This is a genomic window from Streptomyces sp. CB03238, assembly GCF_002099185.1.
GTDB lineage: Bacteria > Actinomycetota > Actinomycetes > Streptomycetales > Streptomycetaceae > Streptomyces.
The window spans coordinates 1-18,516 of record NZ_NBCN01000023.1 but is presented as its reverse complement, the minus strand read 5'-3'; the positions used below and the strand labels follow the sequence as shown (position 1 = coordinate 18,516).

The window sequence follows — 18,516 nt, the reverse complement described above, 5'->3', positions numbered from 1 at the left end:
CGCCCGGTGCCGGTGGGCCGGTGGGCGTGGTTGCCGGCGGTGGGGACAGTACGTTCGTACTGTACAAGAAACCGACCAGAGGTGCATTACGGACATCCTGCCGCCACGCGCGGCGGAGAACGGCAAGGACACGCCCGCTGTGACCCTCACTGCCCCTCGAGGCCGCCCCGCAAGGGGCCCGTTACAGTACTGCTGTACTGGATTTGGCCGTACGAGGTGAAGGAGAGGCCCGTGTCAGCCGAGAAGCCCGTACGCCGCCGCCGTGATCCGCAACGACGGATCGAGGAGATCGCCGCCGCGACCGAGAGGATCATCGCGGCACGAGGCATCGAGGGGCTGACCCACCGCGCGGTCGCCGAAGAAGCGGGCGTACCCCTGGGCGCGACCACGTACCACTTCGCCACCAAGGACGACCTCATCACCGCCGCCCTGCAACGCTCCGTCGACCGCTACGCCGCCTACCTCGAGGAGTGGGTCGCCCGGCGTCCCGGCCTCACCACCGACCACCTCGCGATCCTGCTCACCGACGTACTCCTCGGCTGCTTCGGCGCCCAGCGCGACCAGCAGGTCATGGAGTTCGAGCTCTACCTCGCCGCCCTGCGCCGCCCCGCCTTGCGGCCGCTCGCCGATCAGTACGTCGAACTCAGCGTCCAGGCCCTCGCCCACTACACCGACCCCGTCACCGCCACCGCTGCCGCCGCAACGATGAACGGCCTCACCATGCGTGGCCTGGCCGGCACCACAACACCCGAGCGCGGTCACATCGAGACCCTCCTCCGCCGCGTCCTGACGCCGAACCCCACCCTTGACACATAGCGCGCGACCGGCGGCGGACGCGCTGAAGACGGAGCGGCGAGCGTCAGTGCGGTGGCATGGCGAGTTGCTGCCTTCCGGCTCTGCCGACTTCCTCCAGAGGGCAACGGGCCCCCGTGAGAGGAAGAGAGGCACCCATGCGTCCCTTCAGAACCCGCCACGTCACCGTCGCCGCCCTGTGCGCCGTGACAGTGGGGGCGGTCCTCGCTGCCACCCCCTCCATGGGAGCAGCCCAAGGTGAGGCGCCCGCCGTGAAGGCCACCCAGGTCGTCTACGTCCGCTGCCTCCTGGTCACCTGAGAAGTGGAGATCCGCTTCGGGGTGGGGCAACAACACGCTGCACTGCCCTGGCCGAAGCGCCTCACCGCGCGACTCCACGCAGGTCGCCGCGGGCGTCCGCCCGTGACCGCCCCACAGGTCCACGACAGTCTCACCGTCCACGGTGGCGCTCGGCGGAGCCCCGGGCGAACTCTCCGCGTACGCCCTCGAATCCGGGGCGCAGGTGCCCTGTAGTTCACCGTTCGCTGCGTCACCGCCGGAGCGTACGATGGCCCGGCAGCGACCGGGTCGACGTGTCGGATCCCTAGGAGGCGCGCTCGTGAGGCAGTCCGTACGCGCCGAGAGCGGCTTCGCCTACGGTGTGGTGGGCGCGGACATCCATGTCTTCGGCGACGGCGTGCCGGTGTACGTGCTGCAGCGGTGGAGCGCGGAGTTCACGCCGGACGACGCGTTTCTGCGCGAGGTGCCGAGCCGGATGCTCAACGCCCGTTTCCGGGTGGTGGAGTTCACCGGGCGTGACGCCGAGCTGGCGTCGCTGCGGCGATGGCGGGACGAGGGCCCACCGCTCGCCGTGCGGTGGCTGCACGCCCCGGGCGGGCAGGGCAAGACGCGGCTCGCCGAGCGGTTCGCGGCGGAGGCGGCGGGCGCCGGCTGGCAGGTCGTCACCGCGACGCACGGCCCGGGCACCGTGCTGCCGCCTCCGGGGAGCCAGGACCTCAGGGCCTCGGCCACTGCCACTGCCGGACCCGGGACGCTGCTGATCGTGGACTATGCCGACCGCTGGCCGCTGTCGCACCTGTTGTGGCTGTTGAGCAACGCGCTGCTGGACAGGCCGGACGGGGGCGGCGCCCGCGTTCTGCTCCTCGCCCGCAGCGACGACACGTGGCCCGGTGTCCGCGCCGCTCTGGCCGACCGCCGCGCGGGCACGTCCGCCCAGTTCCTGCCGCCGCTGTCCGAGGGCGCCGACGACGAGGCCGGGGCCGTGGCCCCGCGGGCGGAGATGTTCGCCGCTGCCCGCGACAGCTTCGCCGCCCGGTACGGCGTCCCGCCCGCCGGGATCACCGCGCCTGCCGCGCTGAGCGGGGCGGACTTCGGCCTGACCCTGGCGGTGCACATGGCCGCGCTGGTCGCCGTCGACGCCCGCCGCACCGGCCGCCGAGCGCCGACCGACCTGGCCGGGCTGACGAGTTATCTCCTGGACCGGGAGCACCTCCACTGGGCGCGGCTCCACGGTGATGGCGGCCACCAGATCGCCCCGTCCGGCACGGTGTTCGTCACACCGCCGGACGTCATGAACCGTACGGTCTTCACCGCCGCCCTCACCGGGCCGGTGGCGCCCGACGAGGGGCGGGCCGCCGTCGGCCGGCTGGACATCCGGGTGCCGGTCGAGCGGGTCCTCGCGGACCATGCCGTGTGCTACCCCCCGGCGGATCCGGCCCGTGACACCGTCCTGGAACCGCTCTACCCGGACCGGCTCAGCGAGGACTTCCTCGCGCTCACCCTCTCAGGCCACCAGGCCGACTACCCGGCACAGCCCTGGGCCGGCCAGACCGTCGGCACGCTCCTCACGGGCGGCGCCGGTACGTCCGGCACCCCCGGCAGCACCGACACACCTGGCGTGCCCGGCACCCCCGGCAGCACCGACACACCTGGCGTGCCCGGCACTTCCGGCGCTCCTGACACACCGGCCGGCCCTGGCGCGTCTCCGCTCCGTGACACATCCGGCCGTGCAACGGCCGACGGCCGGGCGGGGTGGACCAGTTGGACGCCCCGCGCCGTCACCTTCCTGGCCGCCGCCGCCCAGCGGTGGCCGCACGTCGGCCCACGGCACCTCTTCCCGCTCATCGAAGCCGCGCCCCGGCTCGCCGTCGCCGGCGGCAGCGCGGCGCTGACCACCCTCGCCGCGCTCGACGACATCACCCCGGAGCTGCTCGAAGCCATCGCCGCGCACTTCCCGTCGTACCAACGGCCGAGCCCCGACCTGGACGCGGGCATCGCCGCTGTCAGCAGCCGCCTGCTCCCGCACCGGCTCGCGCGCGCCCAACACCCCAACGACCGCGCCATCCGGCGCCATGAACACGGCATCCGGCTCTACCACGCCGGGCGCCGGGAGGAGGCCCTGGCTGTGTCCGAAGCCGCCCTCGCGGAGTTACGGGGGATCGTTCCGCAGCGGCCGGCCGACCCTGCCGTGGCTCCTGAGGTGGAGGCCAACCTCGCGATCGCGCTCAAGACGCACGGCACCCGGCTGGCCTCGCTCGGGCGGCGCGCGGAGGCGCTGGCGGCCACCGAGGAAGCGATCGTCGTGCTGCGGAGGCTGGCCGGCCGCGACGAGCGGTTCCTGCCCAACCTCGCGAGCGCCCTGCTCACCCTGGGGCGTGACCTGTCGCGCGCGGACCGCTGGGAGGAGGCGGGTGCCGCGGCGGAGGAGTGTGTGGCCCTGCACCGGAGGCTGGCCGCGGCCGATCCCGAACGGCACGAGCCCAACCTTTCGGCGGCGTTGGTCGCGCTCGGTCTGTGCCACGGGCACACCGGCCGCCCCGAGGATGCCGTGACGACGGCGAGGGAGGGCGTGACTCTCCTGCGCCGGCTCGCGCGAGCGCAGCCGTCCGCGTACACCCCGGCTCTCGCCAATGCCCTGTCCAACCTCGCCGCCGCCCTGGGCCGCACGGGCCACCACGACAGCGTCCCCGCGGCACACGAGGCAGCGGAGCTGTACCGGCGGCTTTCCGCCGTGAATCCCGCCGTCTACGAGCGCCCTCTGGCGGATGTGCTGTCCGGGCTGGCCCTGCGGCTGCTCCAGGCGGGGCGGCCGGCGGAGGGCCTGCCCGTGGCCCGCGAAGGCGTGGCGATCATGCGTCGCCTGGCCGCACGGCAGCCGGACGCCCATGCGCACACGCTGGCCGAGGCCCTGGGGGCGCTGAGCACCATGCTGCTGGTGGCACGTCGGCTCGATGAGGCCGTCGCCGTGGCGGACGAGTGCACGGCCGTGCGCCGCCGGATGGCCGCGGGTGACCCGGGGGTCGCCCCGCGGTTCGCGTTCGCGCTGCTCAATGCCACGGGGATACGGGCCGAGGCGGGCGGCGCCCGGCTGGACGAGGCCGTCGCCCTGTTCAGCGACGCCACGGGCGTCATCGCGCGGTGCGAGGCCGTCCCCGTGAACATCAGGGGGATGCATCACTCGGTCGGCTCCCGCCTCGCCGCGCAACTGGCCGCCGAAGGCCGCCCCGACGCCGCTGACCGGCTTCGCGGCACCCTCCTCGACCCACCACACGGCTGATGCCCCGCTCGCATACGCGCAGGCCCTGCCGCGCCGGGCAGCGCCCCATCCGCCGGCTCTAGCGGTCGGCGGCCCCGGGGACGAGGCCGTCGGCGACCAGGCCGGCGAGAACCGCCTCCCCCAGTGCGTGCACGGCGGACTGAGGACGGACCATCACGGTGAACTCCTTGATCCGGCCCGTCTCGTCGAAGTGGAGCAGATCGATGCCATGGATCTGCTTGCCCCGCACGGTGGCGCGGAAGGGCAGGATCACCGACGGGGCTTCGTCGCCGTCGCCGCTGGTCTCGGCCGCGCCCTCGAAGTGTCCGATGTAGCGGAGGTCCTCGAAGGTACGCATCAGGACTCCGAAGAGTCCCAGCACCATGGGCCTGCCCTCGAAAGGGGTGAACTTCACCGGGCTGTAGAGGCGGATGTCCTCGGTGAACAGGTCGTCCAGTGCGGCGAGATCGCGCTCCTCCACTGCGGCGCGGAAACGTTCGGCGGTCTTCTCCATGGCCCCTCCCCATACCCAACAATACGACTAGTCACTTTTTTGAGTATGATGTCAGAGGCGGACGAGGACAGGGAAGGGGCGCTTTCGATGGCCTTGCGACATGCCGTGCTGGCGGCGTTGCTGGACGGTGAGTACAGCGGGTACCAGTTGGCGAAGGCGTTCGACATCGGCGTCGCCAACTTCTGGCACGCCCTGCCCCAGCAGCTCTACGCCGAGCTGACCAGGCTGGAGAAGGACGGGCTCGTCGAGGGGCGGCAGGTGGTCCAGGAGGCCCGGCCCAACAAACGGCTGTTCCGGGTCACCGAGGCCGGTCGTGCCGAGCTGGAGAGGTTCGCCGAGGCCGCGTCGAAGCCGTCGTTCATCCGCGACGATCTGCTCGTCAAGGTCCAGGCCGCCGACCGCATCGGCACCGCCCCCGTCATCGAGCAGCTCGAAGAGCGTGCGTCCGTGGCCGAGGCCAAGGCCGAGCTCCTGAGCAAGCTGCTGCGGCAGATGCGCGGCGATGCGGACGAAGAGGAGTTCCTGCGCCGCGGCGACCGGATCGGGCCGTACCTGACGTGCCTGCGCGGCCTCACCTTCGAGCAGGAGCACCGCGACTGGTGCCTGCGGATCGCGGCCGTTCTACGGGAGAGGCAGAAGACGTCCCATGCCGAGCGGTGAATACCTGCGTTACGTCGCCCTGGGCGACAGCATGACCGAGGGGCTCGGCGACGGTGACGACACCGTCGGCGTACGAGGCTGGGCCGACCGGCTCGCCGAGCACCTCGCGGCCGTCAACCCCGGTGTACGGTACGCCAATCTCGCCGTACGGGGACGTGTCGCCGGCCAGGTCCACGCTGAACAGCTGGCGCCCGCCCTGGCCCTGCGCCCCGACCTGGCCACCGTCGCCGCCGGGGTCAACGACCTGCTCCGGCCCCGTTTCGACGCGGCGGAGGTGGCCGGGCACCTGGAGGAGATGTTCGCCGCGCTCTCGGCCACCGGGGCCCATGTCGTGACCCTGACCTTCCCCGACGTGGGGCGGATCGCACCGCTTGCCCGGCCGCTGAGGTTCCGCGTGTCCGGCCTCAACGCCCGTATCCGCGCCGCGGCCGCCCGTCACGGCGTCACGGTCGCCGACACCGGCCGGCACGCCGTTTCCACCGACCCGAGACTGTGGACCGAGGACCGGCTCCACGCCGGCCCCCTGGGCCACGAGCGGATCGCCGCGGCCGTCGCCCACGCCCTCCACCTGCCCGGCAGCGACGACGCCTGGACGATCCCCCTGCCCCCGCGGGCGGCCCCCACAGCACGCCAAGCCGCAGCAGCCGAACTGCGCTGGGCGTACGCGTTCCTCGGCCCCTGGCTCGGACGCCGCCTGCGCGGCCGGTCCTCCGGCGAGGGCCGCACCGCGAAACGCCCCGAGCTCCTGCCCCTGAACGCAGCGGCCGGCTCGTGATCACCCCTCGGCCCGGGCAACGATGAGCACGCGCGGCGGGTGGTTCCGCTGATGCGGCTCCACGACGCACCGCCGGTTACCTTGCGCGCCGCCCGGTCCGGTTCGCGACCGGCGGGGCAGGGGCTGCCCGATACCCTCTCGGGCCACGTCGAGGAACGCCGGCCGGTTGCCCTCCAGGTGGTCCCGCACGCTCTCCCGCTCGGGCAGGCCTTCCCACACGGTGCGGTTGAGGTCGAGGAAGTACGCGCGTGCCGCGTCGTGCACCGCCAGGGGGGAACTGAGGACGGATCATCCTCTCCGCGACCCACAGGATCCGGTTCGCTCCCTTGGCCCGGAGGGCCCGCGGCGCGGCGACGCCGTCCCGCCGCGTGAGCGCGCGTGGCCTGATCGCGTAGGCTCGGCGGATGGCGAAGTATTTCGACGTACACCCCGAGAACCCCCAGCGGCGCACCATCAGCAGCGTGGTCGACATCATCCGCTCCGGCGCGCTCGTCGCGTATCCGACGGACTCCTGTTTCGCCCTGGGGTGCCAGCTCGGCAACCGTGACGGCATCGGCCGGATCAGGTCGATCCGGAACCTCGACGACCGTCACCACTTCACCCTCGTGTGCGAGAACTTCGCGCAGCTGGGTCAGTTCGTGCACGTCGACAACGACGTGTTCCGCGCGATCAAGGCGGCGACGCCCGGCAGCTACACCTTCATCCTCCCCGCGACGAAGGAGGTGCCGCGTCAGCTGATGCACCCGAAGAAGAAGACGGTCGGGGTCCGGATCCCCGACCACGTGGTCACTCAGGCCCTGCTGGCCGAACTCGGTGAACCGCTGCTTTCCAGCACGCTGCTCCTGCCGGACGAGGAAGAGCCGTTGACGCAGGGCTGGGAGATCAAGGAGCGGCTCGACCACGTGGTGGACGCCGTGGTCGACTCGGGTGACTGCGGCACCGAACCGACCACGGTCATCGACTTCTCCGGCGGCGAAGCCGAGATCGTACGCCGAGGAGCGGGCGACGCGGCGCGGTTCGAGTAGCCGGGCGGCCCGGTCCGGCCACCACGTCGTGTCGGTACCGGCGGCATCGGCCGGCCACCGCACCGGACGGGACGACGCCGCCTGGCCCGCGCCGGAAGTCGGCGGCCACCGCCGAGACGCCCCGCAGTGGCGGCGACGGCCGCCCTCACGCCCCGCCAGGCCGCTCCCGGCTCGGCCGGACGAATGGGCCCACAGCCCTAGCCCACCGGCAGCAGCCACAGCACCGGCGCCACCGGCTCGATGAGCTGTCGCACCTCGCCCAGGCGCTGCAGCCCGTCCAGGCCGTCGAACTGCTCGGTCACCGTGGGCACCTGGGAACGGTGCTCGGGAGCGACAGCGATCGACGCGAGATTGTCGACCCGGTTGAGGAGGGACGGCCCCTGGGGCCCCGGAGCGGGCACGATGGCCGCTCCCGCGGTGGGGGCCGCCAGTGCGGAAGCGCCGGCGGCGATGGCGAGAACGGTGAGAACACGCTGAGTCTTGGTCATAACCCCACCAACGCCCCAATCGACCACCAGTCACGGCTCGTGCCGGTGGTGATCGAGCGGGCGATAGCGTGTGGGCCCATGGAAGAACTCGACGGAGTGGAGATCATCGCCTTCGCGGACGCCGAGGCGTTCGAGAGCTGGCTGGCCGAGCATTGCGCACGCCATGAGGGTGTGTGGATCAAGATGGCCAAGAGGAAGTCCGGCATCCCGACGGTGACGAGCGAGGAGGCCGTCGACATCGGGCTGTGCTACGGCTGGATCTCCGGGCAGCGGCGGTCTCTCGACGAGGACCACTACCTGCAGAAGTACGTGCCGCGCCGGCCCAACAGCCTCTGGTCGCAGGTCAACGTCGAAAAGGTCGCGATGCTGACCGCCGCGGGCCGGATGCGCGAGCCCGGGCTGGCCGAGGTGCGCAGGGCACAGGAGGACGGGCGGTGGGCGAGGGCCTACGAGTCGCAGAAGACGGCGACGGTACCGCCCGACCTGGCCGCGGCCCTCGATGCGGACCCGGGGGCCAAGGAGGCGTTCGAGGCGCTCGACAAGACGGGACGTTATCTGATCACCCTGCCGCTGCTTCAGGCGCCCACACCGGAGACCAGGCAGTCCCGGCTCGAAAAAGCGCTGCGCACGCTGGTGGGAGGCCGGGGGTGAAGAGCCCTGGAGGGAGCCGACGAGACGCCCCGCTCCGGCGAGAGTAGAGGGACGGTGCCCCGCCGGGGCGATCGCTTTCCGGTCCCTTCGCCGCCCTGGCGGATCCGGCGCGGATCGCCCATGATCTTGGGCATGCCAGACGATGCCAGTGCACACCTTGAGCAGCGGCCTGCCCGGCACTTCGGGTGGTCGAACATGTTCGTCGCCCCAGATGAGGACCTGCGGACCGATGGGGGGTTCGCGGGTGAACGGGCCGTCCTCGCCGGGTATCTGCGCGACCAGCGGCTGACGCTCCAACTGAAGTGCTCCGGTCTTGATGCCGCAGCGCTGGCTCGTCGTTCGGTGGAGCCGTCGAATCTGTCGCTACTGGGACTCGTGCGCCACATGGCAAGGGTGGAACAGAAATGGTTCCGGCGGGTGATGGCGGGACAGGACCTGCCGCTGCACTACCGCTCCGGCGCCGACCCCGACGAGGACTTCAACGGCGCGGTGCCCGACCCCGAGGTCGTCGCGGAGGCCTGGAACACGTGGCGGGCGGAAGTCGCGTTCGCGGAACGGTTCGTGGCCGAGGCGTCCGATCTCGGCCTCACCGGCACGAACGGCGAAAAGCCCGTTCAGCTTCGGGAGGTGCTGGTGCACATGATCGAGGAGTACGCCCGGCACAACGGGCACGCCGACTTCCTTCGTGAGCGGATCGACGGCCGCGTGGGGCAGTAGACGCGGGGCGCCGGGCGCCGGAGCGTCAAGGAGACGGAGCGCGGTCGCGGACGCGGGCGACGAGGAGGGCGACGTCGTCGTGGTTGCCGCCGTACCGCAGCTCGCGCAGGAGACGGTCGCAGGTGTCCTCCAGGGACGGGTCCGGGATGCGGAGGAGTTCGAGCAGTCGGTCGAGGCGGGTGTCGATGTCCTGGTCGCGGGTTTCGACCAGGCCGTCGGTGTAGAGCACCAGCCGGTCGCCCGGGGCCAGTTCGGCCGTGACGTCGTGGAAGGGGACGCCGCCGACGCCCAGGGGGGCGCCGGTGGGGAGGTCGAGGAGCCGGGGGCCGTCACCGGCGCGGATGAGTACGGGCGGGGGGTGGCCGGCGGTGCAGAGGCAGCACTGGCCGCGCCGGGAGTCGTACACGGCGTACACGCATGTGGCGAGGGAGGGTTCCAGGCCGGCGGTGATCTCGTCGAGGTGCCGGAGGACCTCCGCCGGTCCGAGGGCGAGCCGGGACAGGGTCTGGGTGGCGGTGCGCAGCCGGCCCATGGTGGTGGCCGCGTTGATGCCGCTGCCCATCACGTCGCCCACCACGAGGGCGGTCCGCCCGTCGTCCATGGGGATGATGTCGAACCAGTCGCCCCCCACCTCGCTGCCCACCCCGGCCGGCTGGTAGCGGGAGGCGACGTCCAGCCCGACGAGGTGGCGGGGCGTCTCCGGGAGCAGGCTGCGCTGGAGGGTCAGCGCGGTCTCCCGCTGCTGGCGGAAGAGGCGGGCGTTGTCGATGCACACCGCCGCGCGGGCGGCCAGGTCGCTCGCGAGCAGGGCGTCGTCGTCGGTGAACGGCAGGGGGTTGCGGGCGCGTTTGAGGTCGAGGGCGCCGAGGACCTCGCCACGCGCGATCAGCGGCACGGCCAGGTACGAGTGGACGCCGGCCCGCGCCAGGAGCTGCGCCGCGTGATCGTCCCGGGCGATGCAGGACAGGGCGTCGTCGTCGACCTCGGGCACCATGACCGGCCGGGCGGTGCGTACGCAGCGCGTGACGAGCCGGTCGGCGCTGTAGTGGGCGGGTTCGCCCGGGGGGTCGGCGGCCTGGACCGCGGCGGTCGGATAGGCGGCGGCGACGGCCAGGGCGCGGATGACGGCCGGTCCGCCGGCCGGTATGCGGCCGGGGCGGCCTTCCAGCACGGTGTCCAGGAGGTCGACGGCGGCGACGTCGGCCAGCTCGGGCACGGCGATGTCGGCCAGCTCGCGGGCGGTCTGCTCCAGGTCGAGCGTGGTGCCGATGCGTACCGACGCGTCCGCGACCAGGGCCAGGCGGTCGCGTGCGCGCTCGGCCTCCGTCGCCGCGCGGTAGCGGTCGGTCACGTCGATCACCGAGAAGGCCAGCCCCAGCACCCGGCCGCCCACGTCCTCCAGCCGGTACAGCGACACCGACCACGCGTGATCGGTGTCCGGGTCGGCGGGGGTACGGCCCACCATCTGGCGGTCCAGCAGGGGTACGCCGCTGTCCAGGACCCTGCGCATCGACTCCTCGGCCGACGCGGCGTTGACGAACGGGAGGAGCTCGGCGACCCGCCGGCCGTTGTGCTGTTCGGCGCTCAGGCCGTCGATGCGTTCCAGGGCGGCGTTGACCCCCACGTACCGCAGGTCCGTGCCCACCACCGCCAGCCCGATCGGGGACTGGTCCACCAGCCGCACCGAGAGCGCCAGGTCCCGCTCCACCTTGCGCAGCGTCGCCTGGTCGGTGGCGAGGCCCAGGGCGTAGTAGTCGCCCCGGTCGTCCAGGAGCCGCATGTTGCGGAACTCCAGCACCCGCGCGGTGCCGTCCTTGTGCCGTACGGGGAACTCCCCCGACCACGCGTCCCCGCTGCTCATCACCCGGTCGAACAGGTGGAGCACCTGCTCGAAGTGCTCTTCCGCGACCATGAGCTGCGCGGCGTACCGGCCCAGCGCCTCCTCGGCCGTGTATCCCAGCAGCTTCTCGGCCTGCGGGCTCCACAGCACGATGCGCCCGTCCGCGTCCAGCACCACGGCGGCCACGCCCAGGACGTCCAGCAGCCCTTCCGCCGACGACGGCTCGGCCGCCCCCGCTCCCGCCTCCGCTCCGGCTCGCGACCTCGCTGCCGGCCCGCCGCCCAGCGCGCCACGGTCGGCCGGGATGCCCTCTGCGCCGCCCATGACCGCTCCTCTCCGATGCTGCCACCGTGCCTCCATACCGGCGCGCACGCACGCGCACGCACGCCGGTGGCCGCAACGGCTGCCAGACCGAGTACCACCGGCTCCCGCGCCCGAACTCCACCGCCGCAGCGAGCGGGCGGCCGGGGCCTCACCCAATAGAACCGCGGGGTGACCTGGGCAGATGGCCGGGATCAAGGCGAATACCGAGTACGTACGACGGAATGCGGACGGTGCGGACGACGGGGCGGGGCATCATGACGGCGGCCGCTGGGGCGGCGCTCACGATGGTGCCGGCGGGGTGCGGTGGGACGGTGGTTCCGACGGCGGCGGCGCGAGCCGGGACGAGCGGGCGCCGGCGGACAGCAGGCGGACCGCTATGTGAAGACCGAGAAGGTGCCCGGCAAGAGCTGGTACCGCATGGACCTCGGCGGCTACACCGCCGCGGGTGACATGCGGGCGGCGGGGTACGTCGACGAGTTCGCGGGCGCGCCGGCCGCGACGGAGCCGACGGCGTGGATCGCCGAGGAGAAGGTCGGCGGCCGTCCCGCCGACCACTACCGCGGCACGGTCGTGCTCGACGAGCTCGCGGCGTACAGCGGGCCCGCGCTGGAGAAGGGCCTCCGCGACGGGTACGTCGCGGAGGCGAAGAGCAGGGCATGACGTCGGTCGTCATCGACATGTGGATCGGCAGGGACGTCCTCGTCCTGCAGTCCCAGGAGACCGGGAAGGGCGCGAAGGGCACGACGGGCAAGGAACAGGTCCTGATCGAGGAGCACTCCGGCTTCGGTACCGTCCCGGCGATCACGCCGCCGCCCGGCAAAGACCGTCGCCACCGGGACGAGTTCATCGCGCGTGCCACCAGGCCGTAGCGGTGGAGGAAGGTGCCGCACGTACCTACCTTTTTTGTGGGGTGATGACCTTTCTGTCCGGTGCGGGTGGGACCACCATGGAGGAGTGGGGAGCGCGGAACGGGCGGACCGGGCCGGCTTCCTGTCGGCGGCCGCGAGCGTTCTCCACTGCCGGGGGCATCGGAGTTCCACCATGACCATGCACAGAGTCGGCCGCGACATCACTGTCCTCGCGGACTGCCTGGAGGTGCCCGGCATCGGTTTCCTGCCGGTCAACGCCTTTGTCCTGCACGCCGAGGCGCCGGTTGTCGTGGACACCGGTCTTGGTCTGCCCGACCGGGACTTCCTGGCGGTGCTCGGCTCGGCGATCGACCCCGCCGACGTGCGGTGGATATGGCTGACCCACCCCGACCGGGACCACACGGGCGGGCTGTTCGCGCTGCTGGAGGCGGCTCCGCAGGCGCGGATCGTCACTACGTACATCGGTGCCGGGATCATGTCCACCGAACGGCCACTGCCCCTGGAGCGGGTGTTCCTGCTGAACCCGGGCCAGTCCCTGGATGTCGGTGACCGTACGCTCGCCGCGTTCCGGCCGCCGCTCTTCGACAATCCCGCGACGGTGGGTTTCTACGACGCCAGGTCGCGCGCCTGCTTCACTTCGGACTGCTTCGGGGCGCCCATGCCGAGCGCGGACCTCGCCGAGGGCGGTGACGCGGGGGCGCTGGTTCCGGAGCAGTTGCGGGCCGCGCAGCTGCTGTGGGCCACCGTCGACAGCCCGTGGGTGCACACCGTGGACGTCGACAAGTACCTCGCCACCGTGCGGCCGCTGCGGGAGATGGACCCCGAGATCGTGCTGGGCACGCACCTGCCGCCGGCCACCGGCCTCACGCCCCGGATGGTCGACGCGATCAGCGCCGCGCCCGGAGCCGACCCCTTCCTGGGCCCCGACCAGCAGGAACTGGAGCGGCTGCTGGCCGGCTTCGAGCCCGGCGGTCCGGCGCCAGAGCCGGCGCCCGGGCCAGTGCCCGAGCCGGTGCCCGGCCCGGTGAGGGTGCCTGAGGAGATGCCCGCCGAGGCGCCCGCGCCGGGCGCGCCCACCTGAGCGACGGGCGGACCATGACGCGATGAGTTCACGAGGGGCACACCCGGCGTAAGGCAGCCGGTCACCGAACCACCCGAGGCTCGACACCGGCTTGCCATGCTCCCGACAGCAAGGGGTTCCCTCTCGTGTTCAGGCACCGTCCCGTCCGGTCGGCCGCGCTCGTCCTCGGTACGGCACTGGCGGCGCTCACCGCCACCGTTCCCGCCGGCGCCCACACCGCCGGCACGCTCAGGCCACTGCCCGGCGTCGCGCCCCGCGCGGAGACCGCCACGCTGTACGACGACGAGGCGGGCGGCAGCGCCGACGCCGACGACCCGGCGATCTGGCGCAACGCCGCCCAGCCCGACCGCAGCCTGGTCATCGCCACCGCCAAGGAAGGCGGCCTGCGGGTGTACGACCTCGACGCCCGCGAGGTGCAGTCGGTCCCCGCTCCCCCGGCCGCCGGTCCGGACGACGCACCCGGCCGCTTCAACAACGTCGACCTCGTCCACGGTCTGCGGCTGCCGTCCGGCCGCGCGGACGTCGCGGTGACGACCGACCGCGGCCACGACCGGCTCCGTATCCACCGCATCGCACCCGGCCGCGCCGCCGGCCCGCTCACCGACATCACCGACCCCGCCGCCCCGCCGGTCTTCTCCGCGAACCAGGACGAGATCAACGACCAGCACACCGCCTACGGGCTCGCCACCTGGACGGACCCCGCGACCGGCCGCTCCTACGCCCTCGTCAGCCGCCGCAACCGCACCACCGTCGTCCTGCTGGAGCTCACCCCCACCCCCGCCGGCACGGTCACCTACCGCAAGGTCCGCAGCCTGGACCTGCCGTCCTCGTTCCGGCTGCCCGACGGCACGTCGTGGACGCCCTGCGGGGAGCCGGGCGAGCTGCCCCAGGTCGAGGGCATGGTCGTCGACCCGGCCAACGGCATGCTGTACGCCGGACAGGAGGACGTCGGCATCTGGCGCATGCGCGCGGACCTGACGGGCGCCGCGCCGAAGCTCGTCGACCGCGTCCGCGAGTACGGCGTACCGGCGGTGTACGACGAGGAGAGCGAGGAGTGCGCCCCCGGTGCCGACCCCGGCTTCGGCGGCACCCGCCTGGCGGCCGACGTCGAGGGCCTGACCCTGCTCACCGAGGCCGACGGTGACGGCTACGTCCTCGCCTCCAGCCAGGGCGACGACACCTTCGCCCTGTACGACCGCGAACTGGAGGACGCCAACGAGTACGAGGGCGGCTTCCGGGTCACCGCCACGGCCGACGGCGCCCTCGACGGGTCGGAGGAGTGCGACGGCGCCGCCGTCCTCAACGCCCCGCTCGGTACGAAGTACCCGCGCGGCCTGCTGGTCGTCCAGGACGGCCACGACACGCCGGTGGACGGCGACCGCGCGGCCACGAACTTCGCGTTCGTCGACCTCGGCGACGTCCTGGACCGCGTCGACGACTGAAGCGGCCAACGGCTGAAGCGGCCGACCGGCGCCCAGGACTCCGTCCGGGTGGCGTGACTGCCCCGGACAGCGCAGGCCCCGACGGCGGAGCGGTTCCCCGGCCGCCTCGGGGTCAACAGCTGTAGCGACGGAGGGGGTGACCGGCGTGAGGAGCTTGCCGTGCGGACTGGAGCAGGACGATGCTCAGCGCGTGCCGCCGTGGCGGTCGCCGCCGCGACCGGGCTGGCGGCACTGGCGTCGGCGGCTCCGCACGCCACCGCCGGGCCGGCGCGGCCCGGCGCCCCGGCGTCGGGCGCGGTGGTCAGCGAGTGGATGGGCACCGTCACCACAACGGTCGACCCGGCGGGCAGGCTGACCGTCCCGGAGGAGATGGTCTGGCACGCGTTCGTCGCCACGGCCGTGTACAACGCGGTGGTCGGCATCGAAGGGCGGTACGAGCCGTACCGCCGTACCGCGCGGGGCCCCCGTACGGCGTCCTCCGAGGCGGCCGCGGCGGCCGCGGCGTACCGGCTACTGCGGGTCTCCTTCCCGGCGGCCGCGCCTCGGCTGCGGAAGGTGTACGCCGCGAGCCTGGCGCGCGTACCGGACGGCCGGGCCGAGGACGAGGGCGTCGCCTTCGGCGAGCGCGCCGCCGACCACATCCTCGCGCTGCGCGCCGGGGACGGCCGCGGCGCGCCGGTTGCGTTCCCCGCGCGCCCCGCCCCGGGTGTGTGGCGGCCCACGCCACCGGGCCACCAGCCCTTCGCCGACGCCTGGCTGGGCCGGCTGCGCCCGATGCTGATCGGGACCCCCGACCGGTTCCGGCCGCCTCCCCCGCCGCGGCTCACCTCCGTCCGGTACGCCAGGGACCTGGCCGAGGTGCGGGCGTTCGGCGCCAGGGAGGGATCGGCCCGTACGCCCTGGCAGACGGACACCGCGCGGTACTTCACCGACCTGGACATCCAGAAGGCGCTGGGCGACCACGCCGACCGGCACCGCTTCGACATCGTCGACACGGCCCGTCTGTACGCGGCCGCCAACACCACCCAGCTGGACGCGGTCGTCACCGCCTGGGACGCCAAGCTCCACTACGGCACGTGGCGGCCCGTCACCGCGATCCGGGAGGCCGACCGGGACGGCAATCCGGCCACCCGGGCCGACCCGCACTGGGAACCGCTGCTCACCACGCCCCCGCACCCCGACTACCTCAGCGGCCACGCGACGTCCGGCGGCGCCCTGATGCGCACCCTCACCGGGCTGTTCGGCACCTCCCGCGTCGACCTCTTCGTCCCGTCCAGGGGCACCGGGACGACCCGGCACTACCGCCACGCGCGCGACTACAACCGGGACGTGGTGAACGCCCGCGTCTGGGGAGGCATCCACACCCGGTTCGCCGACACCGCCGGGAACGCCGCCGGCCAACGGCTGTCGGCGTGGGCCCTGGAGCGGTACTTCCGGCCGGTACGCAGGTGATCGTGCGGCCGCCCGGCCCGGCAAACGGGTGAATGCGGCATACGTCTGTCGTCGCGTGACCGTTACGCAGTCCGGACTCCCGGTCGCTTCGACGGTAAGGAACGAACCATGATCAAGAAGGTGCTGGCCACCGCCGGCGTCGCCGCGGCCGTTCTCGGTGCCTCCGCCCCCGTGGCCTCCGCGGTGGGCGACCGCGGGGTGCACACCCAGAACGGCAACTTCTCGACGCAGTCGTACGGCAACACCGGCAGCCCCGAGCCGCAGAGCCCCGGGCGCGCCCTGACCGACACCGACCTCCGGCCCCTGGACGGCTGGCGGCGCTGAGGGGCGGTCCGGCCGTGGGCCGCCGCTGATCGTGACGCGTTAACCTGAGCCCTGCGTCCCTGCCCGCGAGCAATGCTGTGCGCGCGTCTGCGCGGGGGCCTGTGCGTAGGAGACGGACGTTCATGACAGCCCCCCGCCATCCGGTCGGCCCCGGCCCCGCCCGCCCGGCCGACGCGCCGTCCGCGCCCCGGCGCCCCCGGCCGCCCAGGAGGCGCCGGCGGTCGTGGCGGGCGCAGGCGCCGGTGGTGGCGGTGGTGGCGCTGGGCGGGGCCGTGGGTGCCTCGGCCCGTTACGGCGCTTCGCTGATGTGGCCGACCGCCGAGGGCGGTTTCCCGTGGACCACGCTGTGCGTCAATACGGTCGGCTGCGCGCTGATCGGCGTGCTCCTGGTGGTGATCGGCGAAGTCCGCTCGGCCCACCGGCTGGTGCGGCCCTTCCTCGGTACGGGGGTGCTCGGGGGGTTCACCACGTTCTCGACGTACGCGGTGGACGTCCAGCAGCTGGTGGAGGGCGGCCGGGCCCGGGCCGCACTGGTGTATCTCGTGCTCACGCCGGTGGCGGCGCTGGCGGCGGTGGGGACGGCGGCGTGGCTGACGCGCCGCGTACTGGCGTGGAGGCAGGCATGACGGAACCGAACGGCGGCACGCGGGCGCTGCGCGCGACGATCTTCGTGGGGGAGAACGATGTCTGGCGTCACCGGCCCGTGTACAGCGAGATCGTCCACCGGGCGCACGAGGCGGGGCTGGCCGGGGCCTCCGTCTTCCGGGGGATCGAAGGCTTCGGGGCGTCGTCCCTGATCCACACCGCACGGCTGTTGTCGCTGAGCGAGGACCTGCCCGTCGCGGTCGTCGTCGTGGACAGCGAGGAACGGGTGCGGGCGTTCCTGCCGCGGCTGGACGGGCTGGTCGCGGACGGCCTCGTCACGCTCGACGCGTGCGAGGTCATCCGGTACGCGGGCGGGGAGAAGGCGCGGTGAACTGGCTGTGGGTGATCGCGGGCGCGGCGGTCGGCGCGCCGCTGCGGTACCTGACCGACCGGGCCGTCCAGTCGCGGCACGACTCGGTCTTCCCGTGGGGCACGTTCACGGTCAACGTCGTGGGCTGTCTGGTGCTGGGTGTGGTGACGGGGGCGGTCGCGGCGGGGGCGGCGTCCTCGGGGCTGCGGCTGCTGCTCGGTACGGGGCTGTGCGGGGCGCTCACCACCTACTCGACGTTCTCCTACGAGACGCTGCGCCTGGTGGAGGGCGGGGCGCGGTCCTACGCGGCCCTGAACGTGGCCGGCAGCGTGGCCGCCGGCCTGGGCGCCGTCTTCGCCGGGGTGTGGGTGGCGGAGGCGCTCTGGGCGTGAGGCGCGGCAGCCGTCGTACGTACGCTGGGTTTACGGCGTCCCGTACCGGCCCGGGAGGCGCGTCATGGCCCTTGGTCACCGTTTCCACGTCGATCAGGACGGGCACTCGATCACCGTCCAGTTCCTGGGCGGCTCGGGCGACTTCGAGGTCCTGGTGGACGGCAAGGTCGTCGCGTACGGGCCCGGCCCGCGCAGAGGCGGCACGGTGAGGGCGGAGCTGCCCGGGGACCCGCCGCGGTCTGTCGGCATCACGGTCAGTGATCCCCGCGAAATGGGCGGGGTGCCCTTCTGCGTCCTGGAGAGCGGCGGCATGCGCTACCTGATGCCGCAGGTGCCGCTGGTGCCGCCGGGCGGTGCCGGGGAGGGACCGGCGCGTCGAGGGTCGTACCGGCCGGTGCGGCGGCTCCGGCGGTTCGTACGCCGGTCCCTGCGGCGGCTCATGCGGCGGCGGTAGGGGGCGGGGCGCGGTCGCCGACGACGCCCCCGGGCCGCACGGACTCCTCCCCAGGGCTCTAGGTGTGCTGTCCGGAGACGTTGGTGACACGCGTGCTGGGTTCTTGAACGGGTGAGGGCCTCCGGGTTCGGTGTGGATTGCGACATCTGCACCGATCCGAGGAGGCCCTCGTGCCCCACCGTAATGCCCCGCTGACCGAGACCGGG

The 18,516-nt window shown here is 73.2% G+C and carries 21 protein-coding genes and 1 pseudogene; 18 read left to right on the top strand and 4 right to left on the bottom strand.

Annotated features, from left to right (window positions below; translation table 11 throughout):
• Positions 1 to 231: 231 nt before the first annotated feature.
• The 3 genes from BKD26_RS31285 (at position 232) to BKD26_RS31280 (ending at position 4,368) form a co-directional block, all read left to right on the top strand.
• Positions 232 to 816, top strand: coding sequence for a TetR family transcriptional regulator (locus tag BKD26_RS31285; protein ID WP_084905272.1), 585 nt, complete (start codon positions 232 to 234; stop codon positions 814 to 816).
• A 134-nt stretch (positions 817 to 950) separates the two neighbouring features.
• Entirely contained in the window at positions 951 to 1,112 is a 162-nt protein-coding gene (locus tag BKD26_RS40620) for a hypothetical protein (RefSeq protein ID WP_179166770.1), read from the top strand.
• A 298-nt stretch (positions 1,113 to 1,410) separates the two neighbouring features.
• Complete coding sequence (locus BKD26_RS31280) at positions 1,411 to 4,368, top strand: tetratricopeptide repeat protein (RefSeq protein ID WP_084905270.1); 2,958 nt, start codon at positions 1,411 to 1,413, stop codon at positions 4,366 to 4,368.
• 58 nt (positions 4,369 to 4,426) lie between these two features.
• Here BKD26_RS31280 and BKD26_RS31275 read toward each other — a convergent pair whose 3' ends face one another.
• Positions 4,427 to 4,861 (bottom strand): nuclear transport factor 2 family protein, encoded by a 435-nt coding sequence (locus tag BKD26_RS31275; protein ID WP_084905268.1) that lies wholly within the window; start codon positions 4,859 to 4,861, stop codon positions 4,427 to 4,429.
• 87 nt (positions 4,862 to 4,948) lie between these two features.
• Here BKD26_RS31275 and BKD26_RS31270 point away from each other — a divergent pair, with 87 nt between their 5' ends.
• Positions 4,949 to 5,521, top strand: coding sequence for a PadR family transcriptional regulator (locus BKD26_RS31270; protein ID WP_084905267.1), 573 nt, complete (start codon positions 4,949 to 4,951; stop codon positions 5,519 to 5,521).
• Positions 5,508 to 6,296, top strand: a complete 789-nt coding sequence (locus tag BKD26_RS31265; RefSeq protein ID WP_084905265.1) for an SGNH/GDSL hydrolase family protein — start codon at positions 5,508 to 5,510, stop codon at positions 6,294 to 6,296. Before BKD26_RS31270 ends, BKD26_RS31265 begins: the two co-directional genes overlap by 14 nt.
• Positions 6,297 to 6,422: 126 nt before the next feature.
• Here BKD26_RS31265 and BKD26_RS31260 read toward each other — a convergent pair.
• Positions 6,423 to 6,606, bottom strand: a pseudogene (locus BKD26_RS31260) (hypothetical protein); the annotation flags it as partial.
• 94 nt (positions 6,607 to 6,700) lie between these two features.
• Here BKD26_RS31260 and BKD26_RS31255 point away from each other — a divergent pair.
• Positions 6,701 to 7,321, top strand: a complete 621-nt coding sequence (locus BKD26_RS31255) for an L-threonylcarbamoyladenylate synthase (protein WP_084905262.1) — start codon at positions 6,701 to 6,703, stop codon at positions 7,319 to 7,321.
• Between the two features lie 197 nt (positions 7,322 to 7,518).
• On the opposite strand, the gene BKD26_RS31250 is transcribed toward BKD26_RS31255, so the two are convergent.
• Positions 7,519 to 7,809: a hypothetical protein gene (locus BKD26_RS31250; RefSeq protein ID WP_084905260.1), complete on the bottom strand. Its 291-nt coding sequence runs from the start codon at positions 7,807 to 7,809 to the stop codon at positions 7,519 to 7,521.
• Positions 7,810 to 7,887: 78 nt separating this feature from the next.
• Here BKD26_RS31250 and BKD26_RS31245 point away from each other — a divergent pair, with 78 nt between their 5' ends.
• Together BKD26_RS31245 and BKD26_RS31240 are read left to right on the top strand one after the other, a co-directional pair.
• Positions 7,888 to 8,460, top strand: a complete 573-nt coding sequence (locus BKD26_RS31245) for a YdeI/OmpD-associated family protein (RefSeq protein WP_084905258.1) — start codon at positions 7,888 to 7,890, stop codon at positions 8,458 to 8,460.
• Positions 8,461 to 8,655: 195 nt separating this feature from the next.
• On the top strand, positions 8,656 to 9,177 hold the full coding sequence (locus BKD26_RS31240; protein WP_084905256.1) for a DinB family protein: 522 nt from the start codon (positions 8,656 to 8,658) through the stop codon (positions 9,175 to 9,177).
• 25 nt (positions 9,178 to 9,202) lie between these two features.
• On the opposite strand, the gene BKD26_RS31235 is transcribed toward BKD26_RS31240, so the two are convergent.
• Positions 9,203 to 11,341 (bottom strand): SpoIIE family protein phosphatase, encoded by a 2,139-nt coding sequence (locus tag BKD26_RS31235; protein ID WP_084905254.1) that lies wholly within the window; start codon positions 11,339 to 11,341, stop codon positions 9,203 to 9,205.
• Between the two features lie 378 nt (positions 11,342 to 11,719).
• On the opposite strand from BKD26_RS31235, the gene BKD26_RS31230 reads away from it, so the two are divergent.
• The 10 genes from BKD26_RS31230 to BKD26_RS40615 all read left to right on the top strand — a co-directional run bounded on the left by BKD26_RS31230 (position 11,720) and on the right by BKD26_RS40615 (position 18,310).
• Positions 11,720 to 12,001: a hypothetical protein gene (locus BKD26_RS31230; RefSeq protein ID WP_084905252.1), complete on the top strand. Its 282-nt coding sequence runs from the start codon at positions 11,720 to 11,722 to the stop codon at positions 11,999 to 12,001.
• The gene (locus BKD26_RS31225) at positions 11,998 to 12,210 is read left to right on the top strand and encodes a hypothetical protein (protein WP_084905250.1); all 213 of its coding nucleotides are present in this window, start codon (positions 11,998 to 12,000) and stop codon (positions 12,208 to 12,210) included. The genes BKD26_RS31230 and BKD26_RS31225 overlap by 4 nt, the downstream gene beginning before the upstream one ends.
• A 172-nt stretch (positions 12,211 to 12,382) precedes the next feature.
• Positions 12,383 to 13,291: an MBL fold metallo-hydrolase gene (locus tag BKD26_RS31220; protein WP_084905248.1), complete on the top strand. Its 909-nt coding sequence runs from the start codon at positions 12,383 to 12,385 to the stop codon at positions 13,289 to 13,291.
• A 125-nt stretch (positions 13,292 to 13,416) separates the two neighbouring features.
• Complete coding sequence (locus BKD26_RS31215; RefSeq protein WP_084905246.1) at positions 13,417 to 14,733, top strand: phytase; 1,317 nt, start codon at positions 13,417 to 13,419, stop codon at positions 14,731 to 14,733.
• Between the two features lie 159 nt (positions 14,734 to 14,892).
• A complete protein-coding gene (locus BKD26_RS31210) occupies positions 14,893 to 16,185 on the top strand; it encodes a vanadium-dependent haloperoxidase (protein ID WP_179166769.1) in 1,293 nt (430 codons plus the stop codon).
• A gap of 108 nt (positions 16,186 to 16,293) precedes the next feature.
• Positions 16,294 to 16,509, top strand: a complete 216-nt coding sequence (locus BKD26_RS31205; protein ID WP_084905243.1) for a hypothetical protein — start codon at positions 16,294 to 16,296, stop codon at positions 16,507 to 16,509.
• A gap of 122 nt (positions 16,510 to 16,631) precedes the next feature.
• Positions 16,632 to 17,135, top strand: coding sequence for a fluoride efflux transporter CrcB (crcB, locus tag BKD26_RS31200; protein ID WP_084905241.1), 504 nt, complete (start codon positions 16,632 to 16,634; stop codon positions 17,133 to 17,135).
• On the top strand, positions 17,132 to 17,485 hold the full coding sequence (locus tag BKD26_RS31195; RefSeq protein WP_084905239.1) for a DUF190 domain-containing protein: 354 nt from the start codon (positions 17,132 to 17,134) through the stop codon (positions 17,483 to 17,485). Before crcB (BKD26_RS31200) ends, BKD26_RS31195 begins: the two co-directional genes overlap by 4 nt.
• The gene (gene crcB / locus BKD26_RS31190; RefSeq protein ID WP_073756146.1) at positions 17,482 to 17,856 is read left to right on the top strand and encodes a fluoride efflux transporter CrcB; all 375 of its coding nucleotides are present in this window, start codon (positions 17,482 to 17,484) and stop codon (positions 17,854 to 17,856) included. The genes BKD26_RS31195 and crcB (BKD26_RS31190) overlap by 4 nt, the downstream gene beginning before the upstream one ends.
• A gap of 64 nt (positions 17,857 to 17,920) precedes the next feature.
• Positions 17,921 to 18,310, top strand: coding sequence for a hypothetical protein (locus BKD26_RS40615; RefSeq protein WP_084905238.1), 390 nt, complete (start codon positions 17,921 to 17,923; stop codon positions 18,308 to 18,310).
• Positions 18,311 to 18,516 lie beyond the last annotated feature (206 nt).